Genomic DNA, 20,040 nt, shown 5'->3' with positions numbered 1-20,040 from the left:
GGCCCTTCGGGCCACCCCTCCCGCCGCCGGGAAGGGTTATTTCTGGGCGTGTTATCGCAGGCGGTTTGCGTACGAGTGTCTCTTACAAACCCTTCCCGTCGGCGGGAGGGGTGGCCCGAAGGGCCGGGGTGGGTTTGCCAGAGGGACCGCGAAGCGCCGGAGTAAGTCAAAAAATCTGCACTCCGCAGACCTTCGCCTCGTCCGCCGAGCCCTTGATAAAATCGATCACAATCTCCCCATCGGCATTCGGAACAATGCCCGGAAAGTCTTTCACCAGCGCCTTTTTCGATCCGCCGGCTTCGGCGAAGATGTCGAATTCGTTGAGGACGCGTTTGCCGTTGATCGTGACGGCGAATTTGCGCTGGCCGGCGGATTCGTACTTGTTTTCGGCGAAGTGCAGGCGCACCGTGAATGCGCGTTTGGCGTCGGCGGGCGCCACGGGGAGGTTGTAGGTCAGATTGCCCCAGCGCTCCGTTTGATAGAGAGCGGCCGGGCCGGCGTTCGGCGCGCTGGTGTCCACCACGGCGTCGGATCCGTAGACGTTGCCGTCGGAGAAGTTTCCATCCGCCGAGAAGATTCCGACGGCTGCGCCGCCGGAGTTGATGTTTTTCAGGATGTGGATGTTTCGGACAAACGTATGCGTCTCCGCCGCATGGTTGTTCGGCGCGAAGCTGACGCCGCTGGCGCCGGCGTCTTTCGGGGCGACCGTGGCGTTCCAGCCGTCGATCACGACTTGCGGTGTTTCGCCCGCGAAATCTTCTTTGGCGGCGTCGATGGTGATCGTGCGCGTTTCGCCGGGCAGGAGCGAGACGTAGTTGTCGCTGTAGAAGGCGGGCAGAACGCGCGCGCCGCTGCGCTGGCGGCGCAGCTGAAGGTGCGTCATGAGCGCCACGACTTTGGCGGGGTTCTGGAGCGTGACGACAATCTGGCGGTTTGCGCCCGAATCATGGGCGACGGCGCTGGCCGTGAGCGGGACGGTCGGCAGGGAGCCAAGCGCGCTGAAATCGTCTTCATGCGCGGGATCGGCGCGCCAGTAGAAGTTCTCCGAGACGAGCTGCTTCAGGGAGTCGCGCAGCGTGAGCTTGACGAAGTGGACGGGGGAAAGGTTCGCCGGCCAGTCGATGGCGCCCACATCGCTCGTCGCGGCGGAGGGGGCTGAGACGGGGAAGTCGCGCGTGTATTGGACCGAGCCGTCGAGGTTCAGCACCGTCGCCGTGGCGGTCAGATTGGCGATTGGTCGCGCGGAGTTATTGACCGCAATCAAGCGCCAGTCGCTCTGATTCATCTGGATATGGACCATCTCGTTGCCCTTGCGGGCGCCGAACAGGGAGGCGTTGGGCTCCAGGTCGTAGCTGTAGAGCTGCCAGACGAAGCTGGGCTGCGCGGGGTGGCTCATCCAGAGAATGACGCCGGAGGCCGGCGCGAACAGCTTGGAGTTGCGGCCTTCATAAACCGCTCGATGGTACTCGTAGTTCGCGAGCTGCGCCTTGCGTACGAAGTCTTCAAACGTGGCGGCTTTGCCGAAGCGCGCGGAGAGCGTCTTGGGATACCAGTCGCCGCCCTGCGCGCCGGCGCAGAGGTCGTGCTCGGCCCAGTCGTCGTTGATCTCGGTCCAGTCTTTCTCAGGCATCATCAAGCGGACGCCTTCGAGGGTGGGGACGGAAACGCCGCCGATTTCGGTCTTGAACGGCTCGTTGAAGCTGTAAAGCTTGCGTGGCTCCTGATAGCAGTACGGGCCGCCGGAGTGGACGCCACGGCCGTCGGTGGAGCTGGGCTGATAATGCCGTTTGGGATCGAGCTCGGTCATAAGCGCCTGGATCCCGGCGTTGATTCCGGGCGGCGGCGGGCCTTCGTTGCGCCCACACCAGACGGCGATGGACGGGTGGCTGCGGAAGCGCAGGATCTTCTCGCGCACGTTCGCCAGATACAGCGCTTCGTCGCTCGGGTTGGGGCCGTCGCTGGGGTTCGGCTGGAAGAACTCGTCCCAGAGCATAATCCCATACTTGTCGCAGGCGTCGTAGAGATACTGACTGGTGCTCTGTCCCACCCAGTTCCGGATCATGTTCAGGTTGGCGAGCTTGTGCATCCGAACCTGCGCGTCGATCCGTTTGGCGGTGACGCGTTTCATCGCGTCGTCCATCCCCCAGTCGCCGCCGCGCACCATGATCGGGACGTTGTTGACCGAGAGCGTCAGGTTCTCGGAGGAGGGGACTTCGTAAGTGATCTTGCGGACGCCAAAGTTGGTGTTGGTCACATCGGAGGTATCGTTCTTCGCCACAAACTTGAGCTGAAGATGGTAGAGATTTTGCGGCCCATACCCGTTCGGCCACCAGAGTTTGGGGTTTTGAACGCGCAGCTGCGGCGTATCGGCGGACGTCAGCGTGAGAAGCTTGGTCTCCGCCGCCGCCAGCGTGATAGGCTTGTGAAACGTGACGCCGCCAAACGCGCCGATCAGCTCTCCCGACTGCGCTTGTCCGGTCGTATTATGCAGCGTTGTCTGCACGGTTAAGTCGGCGACGTCGAGCTTGGGCGTGGGCAGGTCGGAGACGACATCCGTGTCGGTGAGGGTGACCGGACCGGTGGCGCTGAGGGTGACGTCCCGCCAGATGCCCGTATCGCGGTCGCGGATCCCAGGCATCCAATCCCAGCCGATCGTGCAGAGAAACGTGGGTCCATCGAGGGCTGTGATTCCGCCGTTCCCGCCGGTGCCGGTCGCCTGCGTATGCTCGTGCGGAACGCCGGGGTGCGGCTGCGGATGCACCTCCACCGCCAGCACGCTCGTCGCGCCCGGCTTCACATAGGGCGTGACGTCAAAGACGCCGCGTGTGAACGCGCCTTGGATCTCGCCGGCGCTGTGTCCGTTGATCCAGACGTTGGCAGTGTAGTTGATCCCATCGAACCGGAGCCAGACGGCCTTGCCGGCATAGCCGCGTGGGACGGTGAATGTCGTGCGATACCAATAATTGCTCTTATTGAGGCTTTCGGGAATCGCCCGGTTGTTCTCGCCATACAGCGGCTCGGGATAAACGCCCGCCTGCACCAGCGTCGTTAGCACCGTGCCGGGGACAACAGCGTCATACCATCCTGATGTCTTATACTGTGCTCCAGAAACTGAGTCGCCGGCCGCGCCGACTTTGGCCTCCGTCTGCAGTTTCCATCCGCCGGAAATGGCGACGGAGGCCGGAAGATCGGCGGCGTGAGCGCCGGGCGCCGCGCAGGCGAGTGCGGCGAGGGTGAGAGAGATTCGGGTGTTTGGGCGCATCGGTAAGAGTTTCCTGATTGAGAGTGAAGCCAAATAGGGAGCGTGGCGCCCGGGCCCCAATAAGCTTATGGGGGTAGCCTTTTCGCGTACCGGGCAATAAATTACCCGGCTGGAGGCGCTTCGCGCCGACCGTCCGTGCCGGACGGAAGAGGGTGATCGCTAGCGTTTCATGATCTTCCGTCCGGCACGGACGGTCGGCGCGAAGCGCCCCCAGCCCCGTATTTCAATGCGGGGCAGAGCCAGATCCTACCCACAACGAGTTGTGGAACGAGGGTCATCTCATTCCTTCGCGACCGCCGCTGCGACAAACGAGTCGGCTGTGCCGTAGTATAAAAACCACTTCTTTTGGAAGTGGACCAGACCTTCGATGAAGACCGTGCCGGCGGCGTACTGGCCGGTGGTTTCGTAAGGGCGCTCGGGCGTGATGAACCAGCCGTCGGTGCGGTCGATGAGTTTGGTTGGATCTTTGGCGTCGAATAGCGCCTGACCGCCGGAGTACGCGCCGGCGGGGATGGACTTGTCGCCGTTTTGATCGCCGTTTTTCCCATTGTAGAGAAATACGATTCCCCGATCGGTGATGATCGCCGGCGGGCCGGATTCGGCGAGACTGCTGTCGAAATGGTTGGCCCGGGTTTGCAGGAGCGGCTTCCATGCGCCGCGTTCGTCCAGCACCGGGTCCCAGTCGGTCAGATTGGTCGAGGTCGCGGCGTAGACCGAGCCCTCGCCGAAGTACATCCAGTACTTGCCATCGATCTTCGCGGCGATCAAGTGGTCGCCTTTGCGCCGCGTGACCACCGCTCCGGACTTGCAGTAGACTCCCAGAAACTTACCGCCGTTCGATTTGGCGAGCACCGGGCCGTGCTTTGTCCAGTGGACCAGATCGCGCGAGGTCGCCGACGCGAGGCGGGCGACGCTGCGGTTCCACTGGGTATACATCAGGACATAGCCGCCGTCTTCGGTCTCCACGATGCGCGGGTCCTCGCAGCCGCCCGTCCATTCGTTGGCCTTCTGGTCATCCTCATCGGGAAAGAGCACGGGAGTGGGGCATTTAGTGAAGCGCAGGCCGTCCTTGCTTTCGGCGAGGCCGAGGCGAGACGTATGATGGCCGATGCCTTCTCCGGAGTGATCCTCGGCCCGGTAAAGAATATAAACTTTGCCATTGCGGACCACGGCCGCTGGATTGAAGACATGATCGTGCTCCCAGGCGACTTTAGCCTTCGTCATCGGGCAGTCGAAGGCGGCGCTGGGATCGGGCTTCAGGATGGGATTAGCGTCGTCGGCCTTGGCGAATGGTCCAAGCATCCAGGCGGCGCGGGGCGTGTCGGCGGCGTTGGGCGCGGCGCCGGCGGGGTTCAGGGATATGGCGAGGGCGGCCGCGCAGAGAATGGCCGCGCGCTGGGTGGTCATCGTTGGTCTTTCGGGATGGTTTTCGACAAGATGGCGATACTCGCGAAGTGAGCGGTCTATCGTGATCTGACTATTTCTATGATACAATGATTAATCAGAAGCGTCAACGCCCGTGATGTGATCTTTTGAGTGCGATTGTGATTTGTTCCGTTGGGAAAGTCGTGCCTGTTTATGAACGATTCCTTCACGCCGTGGCCGACCGCCGATGCGCTTCCTCCCATTGTGGCGGTCCCCGTTTCTTCGGAGGAGATTGAGCGTCACCACCGCGCCCACAGCCTTACCTACCGGTATCTCTGGAGCACCTATTTTCATGCGCTGGAGGACGCTGCGATGCTGCCGCGTCCGATCCATGTCAGCGTCCAGACCGTGACCGATGCGCGGTATCGCAACGACTGCAAATACACGCAGTATGAGGATTTTCGCTACTTCTGCTATACGCTCTCGGGCGTGGGGGCGATGAGCGATGCGTCCGGTACGTATCTTCTTCCACAAGGACACGCCTTTCTTCTTGAAAAAGATAACGCTGAGGCTGCGTACTTCTATCCTCCCCATGGGGTCGAGCCATGGACGTTTTTGGCGTTCGATTTCAACGGTTTGCCGGCGCATGCGATGACGCGCGCCGTGGTGGGGAAATATGGGCCGGTTTACGCGTTATCCCCCGATACTCCGATCATTAAGCGGCTTCTCGGGTATGAGGCCAACGGGCATGGGATCGCGAATATCCATGTCGCGGACGGCGCGCAGATGGTGGTGGAGCTGCTGCTGGCGCTGATGACGGTGGGGAGGGCGCGCGAGGAAACCGATCCGGTGATCGAACTGGTGCGCCGCGCAATCGCGATGATGGGCGACGGAGAAGAGGCGGTGGTGCAGGATGTCGCGCGCGCTCTGGGCGTCAGTCGGGAGCATCTGTCGCGCTGCTTTCAGCGCCGAGTCGGCATGTCGCCGCGCCAGTTTTGCCTGGAGCAGCGGGTCCGTCGCGCCTGCCTGCTGCTCAAGGATACGGACGCGTCAATCAAGACGATCGCCGCGCAGCTCGGTTACGCTGAATACTCCAACTTCGTCCACGCGTTTCGTCAGGTCACGCATATGACGCCGACCGAGTTTCGCCGGCGCGGCTTTCTGCCGCTGGCCCAGTTGTTTTCGGGCGGAGAATAGGGATAAGCGGGGAGGCTTGGACCTGGGCGTGCAAGATCCATGGCCTAAGGAGAAGCAGAACTTCTCCTTAGGCCCCAAAGCAGGGCGCCGCGTCAGAACTTGCCGGCGTCCACCCAGGTGAATTGCTCCCAGGTGCTGATGCTCTGAGCCCATTGCGCCTCCAGGATGTTTCCCGCCCCGTTGTTGCAGCTCACATAGAGCCCGTTCGCGCCGGACTTGAGCCCGAAGACGCCGCCGCCTTGATCGACCCAATTCATGGTCTCCCATGCCTGGATGACCGTTGCGAGGTCGGCGCGGAGAACCTTGCTCGACTGATTCAAATCCACGGTGACGTACTTTCCGGTCGCTTCGCTTTTGAGCGCGATATTGCCGCCGCCCGCATCCACCACATCAAACATTTCCCAGCCCTGGGCGCTGTCGGCGAACGCCGCCTGGAGATCGTTCTGATTGGGATCTCCCCCATAGAGATTGACGGAGACGTACTTACCGGACACGGCGGACTTGAGCGCGATGCGATGGCCGACCGGAACGCCGCTGGAGACGTAGACGCCGGTCGAAAGACCATTGATTCCGGAGTTGTTCGCCGTCGCCTCGGCGAGCGCCGTCTCATGCGACCCGGGACTGAACACCACGTTGTTCGACAGCGAGACATTTTGCGAGTTGTCGATCCAGATCACCGCGCCCGGATCGACCGCCCCTTGACTGCGATTCACCGGGAGGGCCGTTTGGTGCGGATTGACGAAGTTATTGCCCGTAATATTCACGTTGTCCGACGTCAATACGGCGATATTGGCGTTCGAGAAGTTTTTGAACGTGTTATTCTTGACCGTCGCTCCGCTTGCGTTCGCCAATCTGAGAGCGATTCCGCGCGGCATGACGTCGTTCCAGACGGCATGCTGGCCCCCATTCTGGAACAGATTGTTTTCGATGTCGATATTGGTTTGATCGTGTGAGAGTCCCGATGGCCCATTGGTGGCGAAGATCCCGATGTCCACGCTGCATCCGTCCATGTCGGAGAACGTATTATTCTTGATCGTCACGTTCTTGCACTGCGGACCTTCGCCCCAGTACGTTTCCATGCCGGCCTCAATGCCGTCTTGATCGCCGCCTAAGATGTTGCAGCCGGTGATGGTGAGGCTCTTGGCGGATTTGACCAGCAAGGGGCGCGCGAACGATGAGACAAAGGTCGAGTTGGTTAAGGTGATGGCGCCGCCGGAAAGGTCACACAGACGGTCGATCCCGTCGCTCTGCTGGGCAACCTGCGGATTTCCCGGCCCGGTGGGCTGTGGGCCGACGTTCACGATCTGCACGTCGGCGTCCAGCACGACATCCAAATTCGCGCCGTCGGCGTGGGTGCTCACAATATGGGCCGTGGCGCGGATATAGGGGGATGCGGGGTTGCGGTAATCCCAAACGCAGACCGTGTCCCCCGGCTGGTAATCGCCGCCGCCGCTGACCTGAACTGTGGACGGCGCCGGCTTCGCCAGAATATGATCGATTCCGGTGAGCTGATTGACGGCGTCGTCGTTGCTTTGCAGGATGGAGCAGCCGGTCATCACCAGATCCGCGCGGCTGACGCCCTGCATGCCCGAGTTCAGCCCGAGCCGATTGGACCCCGGAGGCGATCCGATATAAAAGTTGGTGAAGCTAAGCGTCCCTGTCGCCCGATTGACATAAAAGCCCTGCGCGGAGTAGTCATTCACGTTCTGGACCGTGACATTATTGCATCCCTGAATGTTGAACATCCAGCCCTCGGAATTGCTTCCCCAGATAAAGAACTTCTTGTTCACGTCGCTGGAGCTGGGCGTGCTTCCCAGATTGACGGTCCATTTTCCGCTGCCCGCGCTGGCGACGCTGTTGATTTGCGGGGTCTCCGACCAGGTGTAAGTGCTGCGTTTGGGGTCTGTCAGCACGAGAAGCGAGGGCGTGTAGCCGCTGCTCGCCATGAGAAAGCTGGTGTTTGGCGCCGGATATCCCGCGTCGATGCTGACGGTGACGGAGTTAGTGCTGGTGTTGACGGCGGTGATTGTTCCCTGTGTCAGGTTCGGGACTTTCTGGTCGAGATTGAAGTTCTGAAAATTGCAATTGGCGCAATGATCTAAATAGAAAATCTCGCGGTTGCCGCCGTTGGAGAGAAGCAGCGTGCTGGAGCCGTCGCCCAGGATGGTCAGGCCGCTCGCATTGGACGGAATGTAGAACGTCTGCCAGCTTGTCGCCGCGCTGCTGTTCAGCGCGTAGGTTCCGGCGGGAATATAGACGGTGTTGTTCGGACCGGCGCTGGCGGCGGCGTTGATCGCGGCCTGAATGGCCGCCCGGTCATCCGTGGACCCGTTTCCCGTGGCGTTATACGGAGCGTTTCGTACGTTGTACGTGGCGGCGAACGCCGCGGTTTGCGTCGCGGAGAGCGCGGCGGCTGCGCCGATCACTCTGAGATAGGACTTCATGCGTTTCTCCTTAGGTATGACGAAGATGTCAGTCGTGCGGCGTGATTTCAGATCGTAATTCTCGCGAATAGTATGAATTGCTCGTCGGTTCGTCAAGAATGCTTTAGTGTTTGATGTCGCCGCCCGTGACCGCGCCGGGGGCGAGAAAAGGTCCCAATTCCACCAGGGTCGCACAGAATGGCGTCGCGTCGAGCAAATGGTTTCCATACACTTGGACGTTGCTGTCGGCGGCAAGATAAATGGCGCCTGCGGGTACGGCTCCGTAGATTCGCGCCTCCTTGGGAGCCGCCGGCATCGGCGCGGTGATCTGATTGTTTCTAATGACGACGTTTTTGGCGTTCTTCACTACGATCGGCGTGACCGTCGAGCGGACGATACGATTCCCCTCAATCGTCACCGGCGAGATGTCGCCGACGCCGGACATGTTGCCGCCGACCTCCACGCAGATGGAGCCGATCGCCCAGTCCCAGAACAGCCGGTCGTTCCCATACCGGCTGGGGTTGTCGATGCTCACGTTATTTCGAATCGTCACGTTCTGAGGCATTGGCCCTTCCCACCAGTAAGGCGAGAGTTGGGCGTGATAAGCGGGGCCGGTCCCGCGCTCCACGACATTATTCTCCATCAGGATCGAGCTGGCTTTGAGGAAGAACGCCTGCGCGTTCATGTCGGCGAAGTAACAGTTTCGGATGGTTGCCTTCTTGATCCGATCGCCGGAGCGGTCCACGGCGGAGAAGCGGGCAATCTTGACATCCCGGTCCAGCGGAACGGACCAAAGCAGATCGCCCGGCTGGAGACGCCACGCGTAGCCGTGGGCGTCCTGTATCGCGTTAATATCGCGGATGAGCCGCGTGCGCCGCGCGTCATCGGCAAGCGGGGTTGGCTCGGCGGCGACGAGCGCCGTTCCTTCGGGCGCGTAGGAGTCGCCGTCGTAAAAGTCGATGCTTTCTCCCGGCGCGGGTCTGACGGCTAGGATAAGCGTGCGTGGTCCGGTCTGATCCGCCGTCAGACTGTAGCGGCGGGTGATGTTGACGCCGTCGTCCTGGCCTGGCCCGCAGTTACAGCCGTCATAAACCAGCTCGTCGGCGTTATCCAGGTTCGGCGGCTCCGCGCATCCGCCGAGCCGGTTGGTTCCCGGCTCCCGGTAGTTGGAGCAGTTCCGGTTGATAAACTTGCCGCTGGAGGCGACCGTCGCCCACATTGGGCCGTAGTAGCACTGCACGCCCTCCAGGTCCAGGTCGCGCGTGTCTCGCTCGACGCCGAACGGCGTATTGTCGCCATCGATAGTATTATGGGTTAGGAACAAATCGCCGACCTTGAGCCGCTTGGCCGGGCCGTCGAAGTACTCGGGCTTGATCGTGAGCCGCTTTTTGGTGATATCGCCAGGGTCCAGATTGACATACGATGTGTAAACGGGCCGTGTGAGACACTCGCCTTTGCGGTTATAATGCCAACTCAGATTGCCCTGGGTCTGAGCGGGGAAGTCTTTGGCTTCGTAGCCGGGCGTTACCTGAATATCGATCGTCTTGTTCACGGCGTCCACGCCTGTGATGACGCCCTGGATGAACTGAAGCTGTTCGGAGTCCAGAAAGACCGGCCCGTCCACGGTAATATCCTGGCAGTTGCGCAGGGTGATCCATCGCAAGCTGGGAGCGGCGGGATTGTTTTCCATCCAGATATGGACATTACGGCAATGAAGTATAAAGTGGCGCACGCCGTCCAGAGCGCAGAGGCCGCCGGTGATGCGATAAACGCCGGGTTTGATCGTATAGCTCGCTTGGCCCGACTTTGCCGCGCTCTCCAATTCCGCCATCATGGCCGCGCCGGGAACGCGCTGCTCGGCCTTCTGGCGCGCCGTGTAGGTTACGAGAAACGTGGGGGCGCTGGGATTGTAACTCCGGGGATCGTAGCGCGCCAGGGCGGGGCTGGGTCCGAGAGCCATGGGCATGAACATCGCGGCGACGGCGATCGCCCTGCGATAAGATTTGATGCGATTCTTCTCAGAATCGGCGCCTGGGCGGCCGCCCGTCTCCGTTATGTCGTCACATCGCTGCATTTGTTGACCTTTCTTTGTCATCACGCACCGATCATGCTCTCTCGCCCCGAGAACGGAAACCGCGCCTCGAAGCGCAATGCGTCCCTAAGGGAATCTCTGGAATGTGATGTTGATCACTTTCTGGAGCGTTCGAAGGGATGCAGAATGCATTTCGGGCGCGATTTTGATGCAAGGCTCAGTGTCCGGCACACTTAGTGGAAGGTGTTGACGGCGCTGTTCAGCTCCGCTTTCGCGGCGGTCAGTTCGTTGAGGCCGCCGCTGTCGGCCATGCTGTCGGTAAACGGCTTGCCGTCGATACGCCAGTAGTTCACGGAGGCGGTTCCGCCGGCGGAGGCGTCGATGGTGGCGAAGGGCCGCAGCGATTTGACGTGGCCATCGGCGAACAGGTAGTTGGTTTGGCCGGTATGGCCGGCGTACAGCACATTCATGCTGGGGCCAGGGGCGCGGTCCGTGCGGTCGATTGTGATCTGCCCGTTCTGACCATTACTGGCGTTCGATTCCGCCACGGTGATGAACTGCGCGGGCGCGTCCATCTTGGCGAGGGACGGGCCGACGGCGTTGTTGTATCCGAACGCTCCATACAGGCCGTAGTAAGTCCAATTGCCGGCGTAGTCGGCGCTGATATTCGCATTGGCCCCCCGGTACGACGGGTTGGGGTTTGGGTTGGAGGGGCACTTGTAGAGACCGGTGCTTTTGACATAAGGATCGATAATATACTGCCAGCAGCCGCCGCTGTCCGTATAGATGGGCGGGTTCGTTTCCTCATTGTCCTGGGCGTATTGGAGCAGTCCCAGGGCGATCTGCTTTTCGTTCGAGGCGCAGGACGCCTGACGCGCCTTTTCGCGCGCTTTGGCGAAAACCGGGAACAAAATCGCGGCTAGAATCGCAATGATAGCGATGACAACTAGAAGCTCAATCAACGTAAACCCTGTATTGCGTTTCATAGTACTTGGTCTCCCGACAAAAAAAGATTGATATTTGCAGCGATCGGCAATGCGCCATAGGCCAATGAGGTGATCGATGATCGCATACAAATTATAACGAAGCGCAATTGTACTGTCAATGGCGCAATTGTGATAAATCATGGGCGATTGTGACTTAAGACGAATTATTTGGACGCTGATTAGGAGTGTTAGAATTGCTATTACCGCGTTAAGACCTGTTTCGATATTCTCGGGGTTTTTATGATACAATGATCGACAAGCGGCGTTAACGCTAGAGAAATCATCTTTTGAGTGCAATTGTGACTTCGCCCGACCGGAAAGACGATACGCGAATGAACGAATCCCCTGCTCCCGCCGATCTCCCGAAGCCGGACGAGCTGCCTCAGATCGCGGCGCTTTTCGTTCCCCCGGAAGAAATCGATCGGCACGGCCGCCTGCACTTTACGACCTTCCAGCATCTCTGGCGCACCCATTTTCACGTGCTGGAAGACGCGCCGATGATGCCGCGCCCGATCGATATCAGCGCGCAGGTGGTGCGCAGCCCGCTTTATCGGAACGACTGCAAATACAGCCAGTTTGAAAATTATCGCTACTTTTGCTACACCCTGTCGGGTGTGGGAGGCTTTTCCGACGCCTCCGGGATTTACTCCGTTCCGGAAGGGCAGGCGTTTCTGGTGGAAAAAGACAACGCCGACGCCGCCTATTTCTATCCCCCGGATACGCGCGAGCCATGGCGGTTTCTGGCGTTCAACTATAACGGCCTGCCCGCCCACGCCATGACCCGGGCGCTGGTCAATAAATATGGGCCGATTTACTCCCTGCCGCCCGACACGCCGATTATTAAGCGGCTGCTGGCGTATGAGGCGTTGGGGCATGGGATTACGAACATCCATATGGCCGACGGCGCGCAGATGGTGATGGAGCTGCTGCTGGCGCTGACGGCGGCCGGACGGGCGAAGGAAGAGACGGACCCCGTGATCGATCTGGTGCGCCGCGCGATCCCGATCATGAGCACCGGCGAGGATATCTCGGTGCAGGATGTCGCGCGCGCCCTGGGGGTCAGCCGGGAGCATCTGTCGCGCTGCTTTCAGCGCCGAGTCGGCATGTCGCCCCGGCAATTCTGCCTGGAGCAGCGCATCCGCAAAGCCTGTCTCCTGCTCAAGGACACCGATGCGCCGATCAAAACCATCGCCGCGCAGCTCGGCTATACCGAATACTCCAACTTCGTCCACGCCTTCCGTCAGGTTACGCAGATGACGCCCAGCGAGTTCCGCCAGCGCGGCTTCCTGCCCCTCTCACAGATCTTCCTCCATGATGCGCTTCCTCCTCAGCGAAATACCATCGAGTAAGACGACATCACAAAATAATACTAAATATCACAATTGCCACCTTGACCGTTCTCACGCGCCCTTCTATAATGGTGTCACGCGACTACAGGGAACGCTTTGGTATCCCAAATCTCTTTATCTCTATTCAGCCATCTTGGGGGATCAATATTATGAAGCGAAATTCCGCTTTCACTCTGATCGAACTACTCGTTGTCATCGCTATTATCGCGATTCTTGCCGCTATTCTCTTTCCCGTTTTCGCCAAGGCGCGCGAAAAGGCCCGCCAGACCAGCTGCGCCAGCAATTTGAAGCAGATCGGCCTGGGCATTATGCAGTACGCCCAGGACAACGATGAGACCATGCCTTCCGGACGCATGAGTCCGAACAATCAGGACAACTTCGGTCCGAACTGGGAGAACTTGCTTCAGCCGTATATCAAGAGTTACGGCGTATTCACCTGCCCGTCCAACTCTTTGTCTTCCACATCGATGAACGACGACGATGTCGACAAAAAGAGCCGTGTTTCCTACAACGTCAACACGGACAACGACGGAAGCCTGGGCGCGTTCGGACAACGCGGGTTTGCCGGGCCGACCCTGGCGGACTTCGACGCGCCGTCGAACACCATCGCCGTGTTTGAGAGCAACTCCAGCAACACGGATCTGCGGATTACGGGAAATTACTGGCGCGACTCGCATATGCCCGATAACATCGGCGGCAATAACCCCACGCTGTTTTTTGGTCATACCGGCCATGCGAATATCTTGTTCTCCGACGGTCATGTGAAGGCGCTGCTGCCCTTCCAGACAATCAGCAACGTCGCGGACAGCGCCGGGAACCCCAGCATGGGCGGCGCGGGCGCCGTCAATATGTGGAACCGCCGTGGCCTGAACTACACCGGCTCCGGTCTGGACAACTGTCTGAACATTTTGCAGAACGCCGCCAACAAGTACAAATAGGCGTTTTGGATCGCCGCACGGAAAAAGCCTCGCGAAGCGCGCTTCGCGAGGCTTTTTTGCGCGATCGATCCCAGGACATCACAAATTCACAGGAGAAATCACAATACGGAGGTTGACCGTGGCCGATCTTTACCCTATAATATTGCATGCCCGCGCTGCGCGCATTCGCCCCTGTGACGAAGGCTCGCATTCGTAATATCTATTGCAACGATTGCCCGACTGATTGATCTTAAGACAAAATTTAGGACTTCGAGAATGATCCTCACTCCGCCGGCGCTCCGCCGGCGCTCCGCCGGACCTTCGCCTTCGCCCTTATACTCGCCGCCCTCGCCCTGCCGTGTTTTGCGGGCGGCTTCAACTCTCAGCGCATGGGGATTTCGCATCGTTATCCGGTGGAGTATGGCGACTGGGAAAACGCGTTTCTTTCCGGCAACGGCAAGATGGGAATCATGGTCTTCGGCAATCCGCTGCAAGAAACCGTTGTCTATAACGACCGGGGCTTTAATCTCGCCAAGACGAGTGACCGGTCGTTCGCCCAGGTGAGCGCCGCCGACCTGGCGGCGATCAAGGACTTTTGCGTCGCCGGGAATTTCACCGCCGCCAATGATCTGGCCGTGAAATCGGCGCATTATCAAGGGGGCGGGGAGGGGAACCGTCATCCGGGATATGAGATGCGGATCTCAACACCGGAAGACGGCGCGATCCGCAGCTATTCCCGCATCTGTAACTTCCAGACGGGGGAGATCGTCGTTCGTTGGACGGATCGGCGCGGCGATTGGTCGCGCCGCGCGTTCGTCTCCCGGCCCGACAATGTCACGGCGCAGTCTCTCACGGCGCCGAAGGGCCACAAAATTACCTGCGCGATCCAATTGACGACGGAGCCGAAGATGGGATTCCCATCGGACATGACGTTCGACAGCGCCGCGAGTCTCGACACGCTCAATATGCGAGTGAAGTATTCGCCCAACCCGAGCAACGCCGGATATGAAGGCGTGACCCGCGTCGTGACGGTGGGAGGATCCAAAAGCGTCGACGGCAATGTGCTTCGTATCGTGGACGCCGATTCGGTGCTGCTGCTGACCCGAACCGCGAAGTACTACGAGAACTGCGAAGCTCATTGGGATCGGCGCGAAATCCAGAAACAACTGGCCGCGCTGCCCGCCGATTATCAGACGCTTCTGGAGCGGCACAAAGCGGTCCATCAGGCGATTTACGATCGGGTCCGCCTCGATCTGAACGCCAGCCCCGCCGACCGCGCGCGAACGAATGAGGAGCAGCTGGCCCTCCAGAAGACCTCGCCGTCCGCGACCAGGGCGCTCTGGGAGCGGATCTTCGACGCGGGCCGATATTACTATCTCTGCGCGAGCAGCGATCAGACGCCGCCCGATCTGCTCGGTATCTGGACCGCCGACTGCGGCGCGGGCTGGGGCGGATTTTATCACCTGGACGCCAATCTCAATTTCCAGGTCAGCGGCGGCAATATCGGCGACATGCCGGAGGCGATGGAAGGCTACTTCAAGATCAACGAATCCTGGCGGCCCGACTTCGAAACCAACGCGCGCAAGCTGCTCGGCTGCCGGGGCATGGTGGCCGCCGGAAACACGCCGGCGGCGGGCGCCGGCCTTATGGCGGGAATCAGCGACTACTATCCCTATCAATACGCGACGGGCGAGGAGGGATGGCTGCTGTACCCGTTCTGGGAGCACTACCTGGTGACGGGCGACTCCCGGTTTCTCAGAACCCGCCTCTATCCCCTGCTTAAAGAGATGGGAGACTTCTATGAGGACTTCCTGACCAAGACCGACGCCAACGGAAAGTACATTCTGGCCGGATCCGTGTCTCCGGAAAACCAGCCGGCCAATGTCCATGTCTCGCTGCTGAACAACTCCTCGTTCGATATCGCGGGGGCGAAGTTCGCGCTGACGGCGCTAGTCGAGACATGCGGAATTTTGCATGTGGAGCAGGGAGCGGGGCAGGGGCGGGAGCGGTGGACGAAGATCCTGAATAAGCTGCCGCCGTATCTGGTGAATGTCGACGGCGCCTTGCAGGAATGGTCGTGGCCGGGCTTGCAGGATAACTACAACCATCGCCACTCCAGCCAGCTGCTCGGCGTTTGGCCGTTCCGGGAGATCACGGCGGAAACGGAGCCGGCGATGTTCCAGGCGGCGTCCACGACACTCGCGAAGAAGGATCAGTTCGATTACGGTACGGGCCATGGCTATCTGCACAGCGCGCTGATCGCGGCGGCCGTCAACAACGATCGGGCGGTCAACAGCAAGCTGCTGCATCTGTTCCAAAACGGCTTCTATTTTGACAGCCTGGCGACATCGCATAACGCCAATCACGATGTCTTCTGCACCGATGTGTGTAACGCCGTCCCGACCGTCATGATGGAGATGCTCATCTCCTCACGGCCCGGCGTGCTAGAGCTGCTGCCGGCGCTGCCGGAGACTCTCGATCAGGGCGAGATTTCGGGCGTCAAAGGCCGAAACCGCGTCACGATTCAAAGTTTACGCTGGGATGCGGACGGCGCGGCGGTGACCTGCGTGCTGAAGTCCGATATCGATCAGGATCTGACTTTGATCGACCGGGGCGGGATCCAGGCGATTTCGGGAGCGCCGAAGTTCCGCGTATCGCCGCTGGGACGGATCGCGCGCATCGTTCCGCTGCGCGCCGGCAAGAGCGTCCGAATTGCGCTCAGGCTGGATCGACTGCGGGCGAGCGCGGAGGCGGCTTCTCCCGCTCCGCGCTCGCGGACGCAAATTTCAGTTTCGCGATCACTTGAGCACATAACCGGGTCACATGATCCATATTGACCCATATTCCCCTATAGGATATGATAGTGGTGTGAGCGCATTGTCTCATCATTTGCATCGTTGTGACCAGGATCACAACCACCCATCATTCCGTTATCAAAAGGGGGCGATATTTTATGAAACGCCAGCATGGATTTACACTGATCGAGCTACTCGTCGTCATCGCAATCATTGCGATTCTCGCCGCAATTCTCTTCCCGGTCTTCGCCAAAGCGCGGGAAAAGGCCCGTCAGATCAGTTGCGCTAGTAATATGAAGCAGCTGGGCCTGTCCGTCTTGCAATACGTGCAGGACAACGACGAGACGTTTATGGCGTCCGACAACGGCGCGGGCGGGCACGGCTGGGCGAGCCGCGTGATGCCGTATATCAAGAGCGTCGGCATGATGAAGTGTCCGGACGACCCGACGACATCGCCGGACGCCCGCGTGCCGATCAGCTACGGCTACAACTCCAACCTCAGCTCGCTGCTGACACCGGCCTCCGGCACGGTCGCCTCGTTGAATGCTCCGGCGTCCACCGTCATGTATTTCGAAGTGATCGGCGTGGTCGGCGATGTCACCGATCCCGTCACCTCCGGCAACGACTACTCGGTCTCCGGGAACGGCGGCGATGGCGGCGGCGGCTACATCCCCAACCCGTGGGCGCTCTACGACACCGGTCCGATCGGCGGACGCCCCTACGATTCGCTCTACGATAAGAGCCGCACGGGCCGCCACACCGACGGCGCGAATTACCTATTCTCCGACGGCCACGTCAAATTTCAGCGCCCCACCGCCGTCTCCTCCGGCGGAACGCCCGGCGGCAACAACGCGGGCTCCATTCCCGCCGGAACCACCGCCGCAAGCTGCCTTCAGGACGGCTGCCTCTACAACTGGGGCGGCGGCACGGGCGGCAACGCCTCCGGAACCGATGCGCTGACCAGCGGAAATCAGCACTTCTCGGCGACGTTTAGCCCGATCTAAATAAGATGCCCCCCGGCGCCCCCAGTGGGGGCCGGGGGGCATCTTATTGTGGATGGACCTGTGAGGGCCGCTAGTGCGTCGCCACCGCGAACGTTTCCCAGCCGCCGAAGGCGGCGCGGTTGGCGATCAGCGGGTTGGCGCCGGCGTTGTCGGCGCAGACGTATTCGCTGTCGTTCAGGGCTCGCAGGGCGATGTTGCCATTGCCGGCGTCGACCTCCGTGAACGTTTCCCAGGGGCCGACCGCCGTGCGGTTGGCGATGAGGGGGCTGGTTCCCGAATTGTCGGCGCAGACATATTCGCTGTTCGCAAGCGCCTTGAGGCCGATGTTGCCGTTACCGGCGTCGATGACCGTGAACGTTTGTCCGCTTCCCACGGTGGACGCGCTGGCGATCAGCGGGCTGGTGGCGCTGGGAGCCGTGACGTACTTGCTGTTGGCGCCGACCGCCTGAAAAGAAACGTTCGTCCCGGGAACCAGCTTGTGGGTTCCCTGCCAGGTGTTCTGAACGACCGTGGCCGTGTACCCGCTGGAGTTATTGACGAACTGTGTGTGGCCCGAATTCAAGGCGTTCACCGTGTTGAAGCGGATCGACGCCGAACCCGACGGGGCCGGGTAGAACGGCGGCGCGATGACGATGCCGTCCAGCGCCGGCGCGGTGATGGTGTTGCTCTCGAAGGTGATGTTCGAGCTGGTGGAGAAGCCGACGCCGTTGTACAGCGCGTTCTGCACCGTGTTGTTGCTGACCGTGACGCCGGAGACAACGCCGACACCCTGTCCGTCTCCGCCGTTGCCGATGTGCAGCGCCGGCTGTCCCTGGTTGAAGCCGTTGCCGCCGCAGCGCACGACGGTGTTGAACATGACGGTTCCGGAGGTAAGGTCCGAGCCGTTCACGCCGAACTTGCCGACGCCTAGGCCGATGTAGCGCGCGGTGTCGCTCATGTAGTTATACATCACCTGATGCCCGCCGCCGCCGTAGATCCCCAGGCACTTGCCGCCCCAGATTGCGACAATGGTGTTGTTGGTCATGGTCGCGCCCGACATCGGGGTGTAGTTGGTGCTGCCGTTGTAGTTGACGGAGTTGATCGCCATGCCGTCGTCGCCGGTTCCACGAATGAAGTTATTCGTCGCGGTCAGGTTGTTGCCGACCGTTCCCGTCAGCGCGACATTGTTGAGGTTGCAGCCGTCGGCCCAGATGCTTGTTAGCCGGCAGTTGCGCACCGTGCCGCCAGTCCCCGACGCCCAGAAGCCGGACATCGTGTGCTGGGTCCAGATATTTTCCGCCAGCCAGTTCGTTCCCGTGGTGTCCATGCCGCCGCCACAGCCATCGACGGTGGCGCGGCTGGGCGCGTTGGAATCGAGCGCGAAGTTACGAACCGTGCAGGATGTGACGTTGAAGATCGCTCCCAGCGGGTTGGCGTTGGGGAGGTTCATATTGCGGTAGATCGTGCTGTACCACATGCCCGCGCCCTGGATGGTGACGCCGTTCGCGTTGATGCCGCCCTGTGTCTTCACATAGAACGTACCCGAGGGGATCCATACGCTTTTGCCCTGCGACTGCGCGTCATTGATACAGTTCTGGATCGCCGTGGAGTTATCCACGCCGCTGTTATTCGCCGTCGCGCCATAGCTGGTGATGCTGAGCGAGTTGGCCGGCTGTGCGATCGCCGCCGGCGGATTCTCCACATCGACGACATCGATATCGTAGAAGGCGGCGGTGTTCGTCGAATCCTTCTGGAGCTTGATCGTCGCGCCCGCCGGGATCGCGGCTCCCGAGATGAACGTATGCGCGTCGTCGTAGAACACGCGCGGGTTGCCGTCCGCCGGATTCTGATCGTTGCCCTGATAGTTGTTATTGCCTTCGTAAAGCCACGTCTGCTTCGAGCTCAGATTGATCGCCTGTCGAAACGTCCCGTTCACATAAAGGTCCAGCGTGGCCGTAATCCCGCCGCCGCCGGAGGAATCGGGGATACACGCCCGCACATTGATCGCCGTGATATTCCCGCCGGTATTGTTCGTCCACTGCACATACTGCCCGTTGCCCGTCAGCTGAACGTAAGCGTGTCCGGACGCCTCCAGCGTCGGGCTCGAATACTGCGTCGTCGGCGCGGACGTCAGCGAGACCACGGAAGCGCCGCCGCCGACCGTCCCCGCCTCAGCTTCGTAACTCGAAAAAGGCGTCGTCGCGCCGACGGCCCCGTGCGCCGAATTCGCCGCGCCGGCAAGCGCGCCGGCGACCATGGGGAGGCATAGAAGCTGAGTGAATGTCTTCATTGATGTTGTCATCGGTGGGATTACTTCTTTCCTAATTCTTGAGATTGTTCTGAATGGCAATAATTTCTATCAATACATCTTGCCGAACGCCGCAAGACGCTTGATATGTTTCACCCTGCTTCTCAGTATAAGGGATGCGCGCCGGGGTGTCTAGTCACAATGCCATCGATTTCTTGATCTATTCTCGTGAAAGACGCCAGCCGCTGGCTGCGCCCCATCCCCGACAGCGCCCCATCCCCCCGCCTCGCTGAGGCTCGGCCTCCCCCTTTCCCTGCTTCGGCCCTTCGGGCGGGAAAGGGGGCGTTCGTAATTATGGCCGATATAGATCTTGTCGTGGTGTTGAGAAGGGAAGATGCCCCCCATGGGGGCCGGTTCACTGGGGTAGGTTTTTCCGCCCCCGCAATAAATTATGGGGGCGGCTCTGACCCCGCATTGAAATAC

General features: G+C 60.5%; 11 protein-coding genes. 5 read left to right on the top strand and 6 right to left on the bottom strand.

Features of this window, described 5'->3' with window-relative positions:
* Nucleotides 1-166 precede the first annotated feature (166 nt).
* Both D5261_RS05770 and D5261_RS05765 read right to left on the bottom strand, forming a co-directional pair.
* On the bottom strand, nucleotides 167-3,262 hold the full coding sequence (locus tag D5261_RS05770; protein ID WP_119321104.1) for a glycosyl hydrolase 2 galactose-binding domain-containing protein: 3,096 nt from the start codon (nucleotides 3,260-3,262) through the stop codon (nucleotides 167-169).
* Between the two features lie 279 nt (nucleotides 3,263-3,541).
* Complete coding sequence (locus D5261_RS05765; RefSeq protein ID WP_119321103.1) at nucleotides 3,542-4,669, bottom strand: glycoside hydrolase family 130 protein; 1,128 nt, start codon at nucleotides 4,667-4,669, stop codon at nucleotides 3,542-3,544.
* 171 nt (nucleotides 4,670-4,840) lie between these two features.
* Here D5261_RS05765 and D5261_RS05760 point away from each other — a divergent pair, with 171 nt between their 5' ends.
* The gene (locus D5261_RS05760) at nucleotides 4,841-5,824 is read left to right on the top strand and encodes an AraC family transcriptional regulator (RefSeq protein ID WP_119321102.1); all 984 of its coding nucleotides are present in this window, start codon (nucleotides 4,841-4,843) and stop codon (nucleotides 5,822-5,824) included.
* Between the two features lie 92 nt (nucleotides 5,825-5,916).
* On the opposite strand, the gene D5261_RS05755 is transcribed toward D5261_RS05760, so the two are convergent.
* The 3 genes from D5261_RS05755 to D5261_RS05745 all read right to left on the bottom strand — a co-directional run bounded on the left by D5261_RS05755 (nucleotide 5,917) and on the right by D5261_RS05745 (nucleotide 11,265).
* Entirely contained in the window at nucleotides 5,917-8,268 is a 2,352-nt protein-coding gene (locus D5261_RS05755) for a right-handed parallel beta-helix repeat-containing protein (protein WP_218025568.1), read from the bottom strand.
* A gap of 103 nt (nucleotides 8,269-8,371) precedes the next feature.
* Entirely contained in the window at nucleotides 8,372-10,321 is a 1,950-nt protein-coding gene (locus D5261_RS05750; RefSeq protein WP_165864138.1) for a right-handed parallel beta-helix repeat-containing protein, read from the bottom strand.
* Nucleotides 10,322-10,512: 191 nt separating this feature from the next.
* Nucleotides 10,513-11,265 (bottom strand): prepilin-type N-terminal cleavage/methylation domain-containing protein, encoded by a 753-nt coding sequence (locus tag D5261_RS05745; RefSeq protein ID WP_119321099.1) that lies wholly within the window; start codon nucleotides 11,263-11,265, stop codon nucleotides 10,513-10,515.
* Between the two features lie 332 nt (nucleotides 11,266-11,597).
* On the opposite strand from D5261_RS05745, the gene D5261_RS05740 reads away from it, so the two are divergent.
* The 4 genes from D5261_RS05740 to D5261_RS05725 all read left to right on the top strand — a co-directional run bounded on the left by D5261_RS05740 (nucleotide 11,598) and on the right by D5261_RS05725 (nucleotide 17,330).
* Nucleotides 11,598-12,614 carry a helix-turn-helix domain-containing protein gene (locus D5261_RS05740; RefSeq protein ID WP_119321098.1) on the top strand — a complete coding sequence of 339 codons (1,017 nt, stop codon included), beginning with the start codon at nucleotides 11,598-11,600 and terminating at the stop codon, nucleotides 12,612-12,614.
* Between the two features lie 149 nt (nucleotides 12,615-12,763).
* On the top strand, nucleotides 12,764-13,552 hold the full coding sequence (locus D5261_RS05735) for a DUF1559 family PulG-like putative transporter (protein WP_165864137.1): 789 nt from the start codon (nucleotides 12,764-12,766) through the stop codon (nucleotides 13,550-13,552).
* Between the two features lie 368 nt (nucleotides 13,553-13,920).
* Nucleotides 13,921-16,368 (top strand): glycosyl hydrolase family 95 catalytic domain-containing protein, encoded by a 2,448-nt coding sequence (locus D5261_RS05730; protein ID WP_119321096.1) that lies wholly within the window; start codon nucleotides 13,921-13,923, stop codon nucleotides 16,366-16,368.
* Nucleotides 16,369-16,484: 116 nt separating this feature from the next.
* Nucleotides 16,485-17,330, top strand: a complete 846-nt coding sequence (locus D5261_RS05725) for a prepilin-type N-terminal cleavage/methylation domain-containing protein (protein WP_119321095.1) — start codon at nucleotides 16,485-16,487, stop codon at nucleotides 17,328-17,330.
* A 70-nt stretch (nucleotides 17,331-17,400) separates the two neighbouring features.
* Here D5261_RS05725 and D5261_RS05720 read toward each other — a convergent pair whose 3' ends face one another.
* Nucleotides 17,401-19,599 (bottom strand): coagulation factor 5/8 type domain-containing protein, encoded by a 2,199-nt coding sequence (locus tag D5261_RS05720; protein ID WP_165864136.1) that lies wholly within the window; start codon nucleotides 19,597-19,599, stop codon nucleotides 17,401-17,403.
* Nucleotides 19,600-20,040 lie beyond the last annotated feature (441 nt).

The organism is Capsulimonas corticalis (genome assembly GCF_003574315.2).
Taxonomy (GTDB): Bacteria; Armatimonadota; Armatimonadia; order Armatimonadales; family Capsulimonadaceae; genus Capsulimonas; species Capsulimonas corticalis.
The sequence above is the reverse complement of the archived record's forward strand: the minus strand, read 5'-3'. Positions and strand labels throughout refer to the sequence as shown.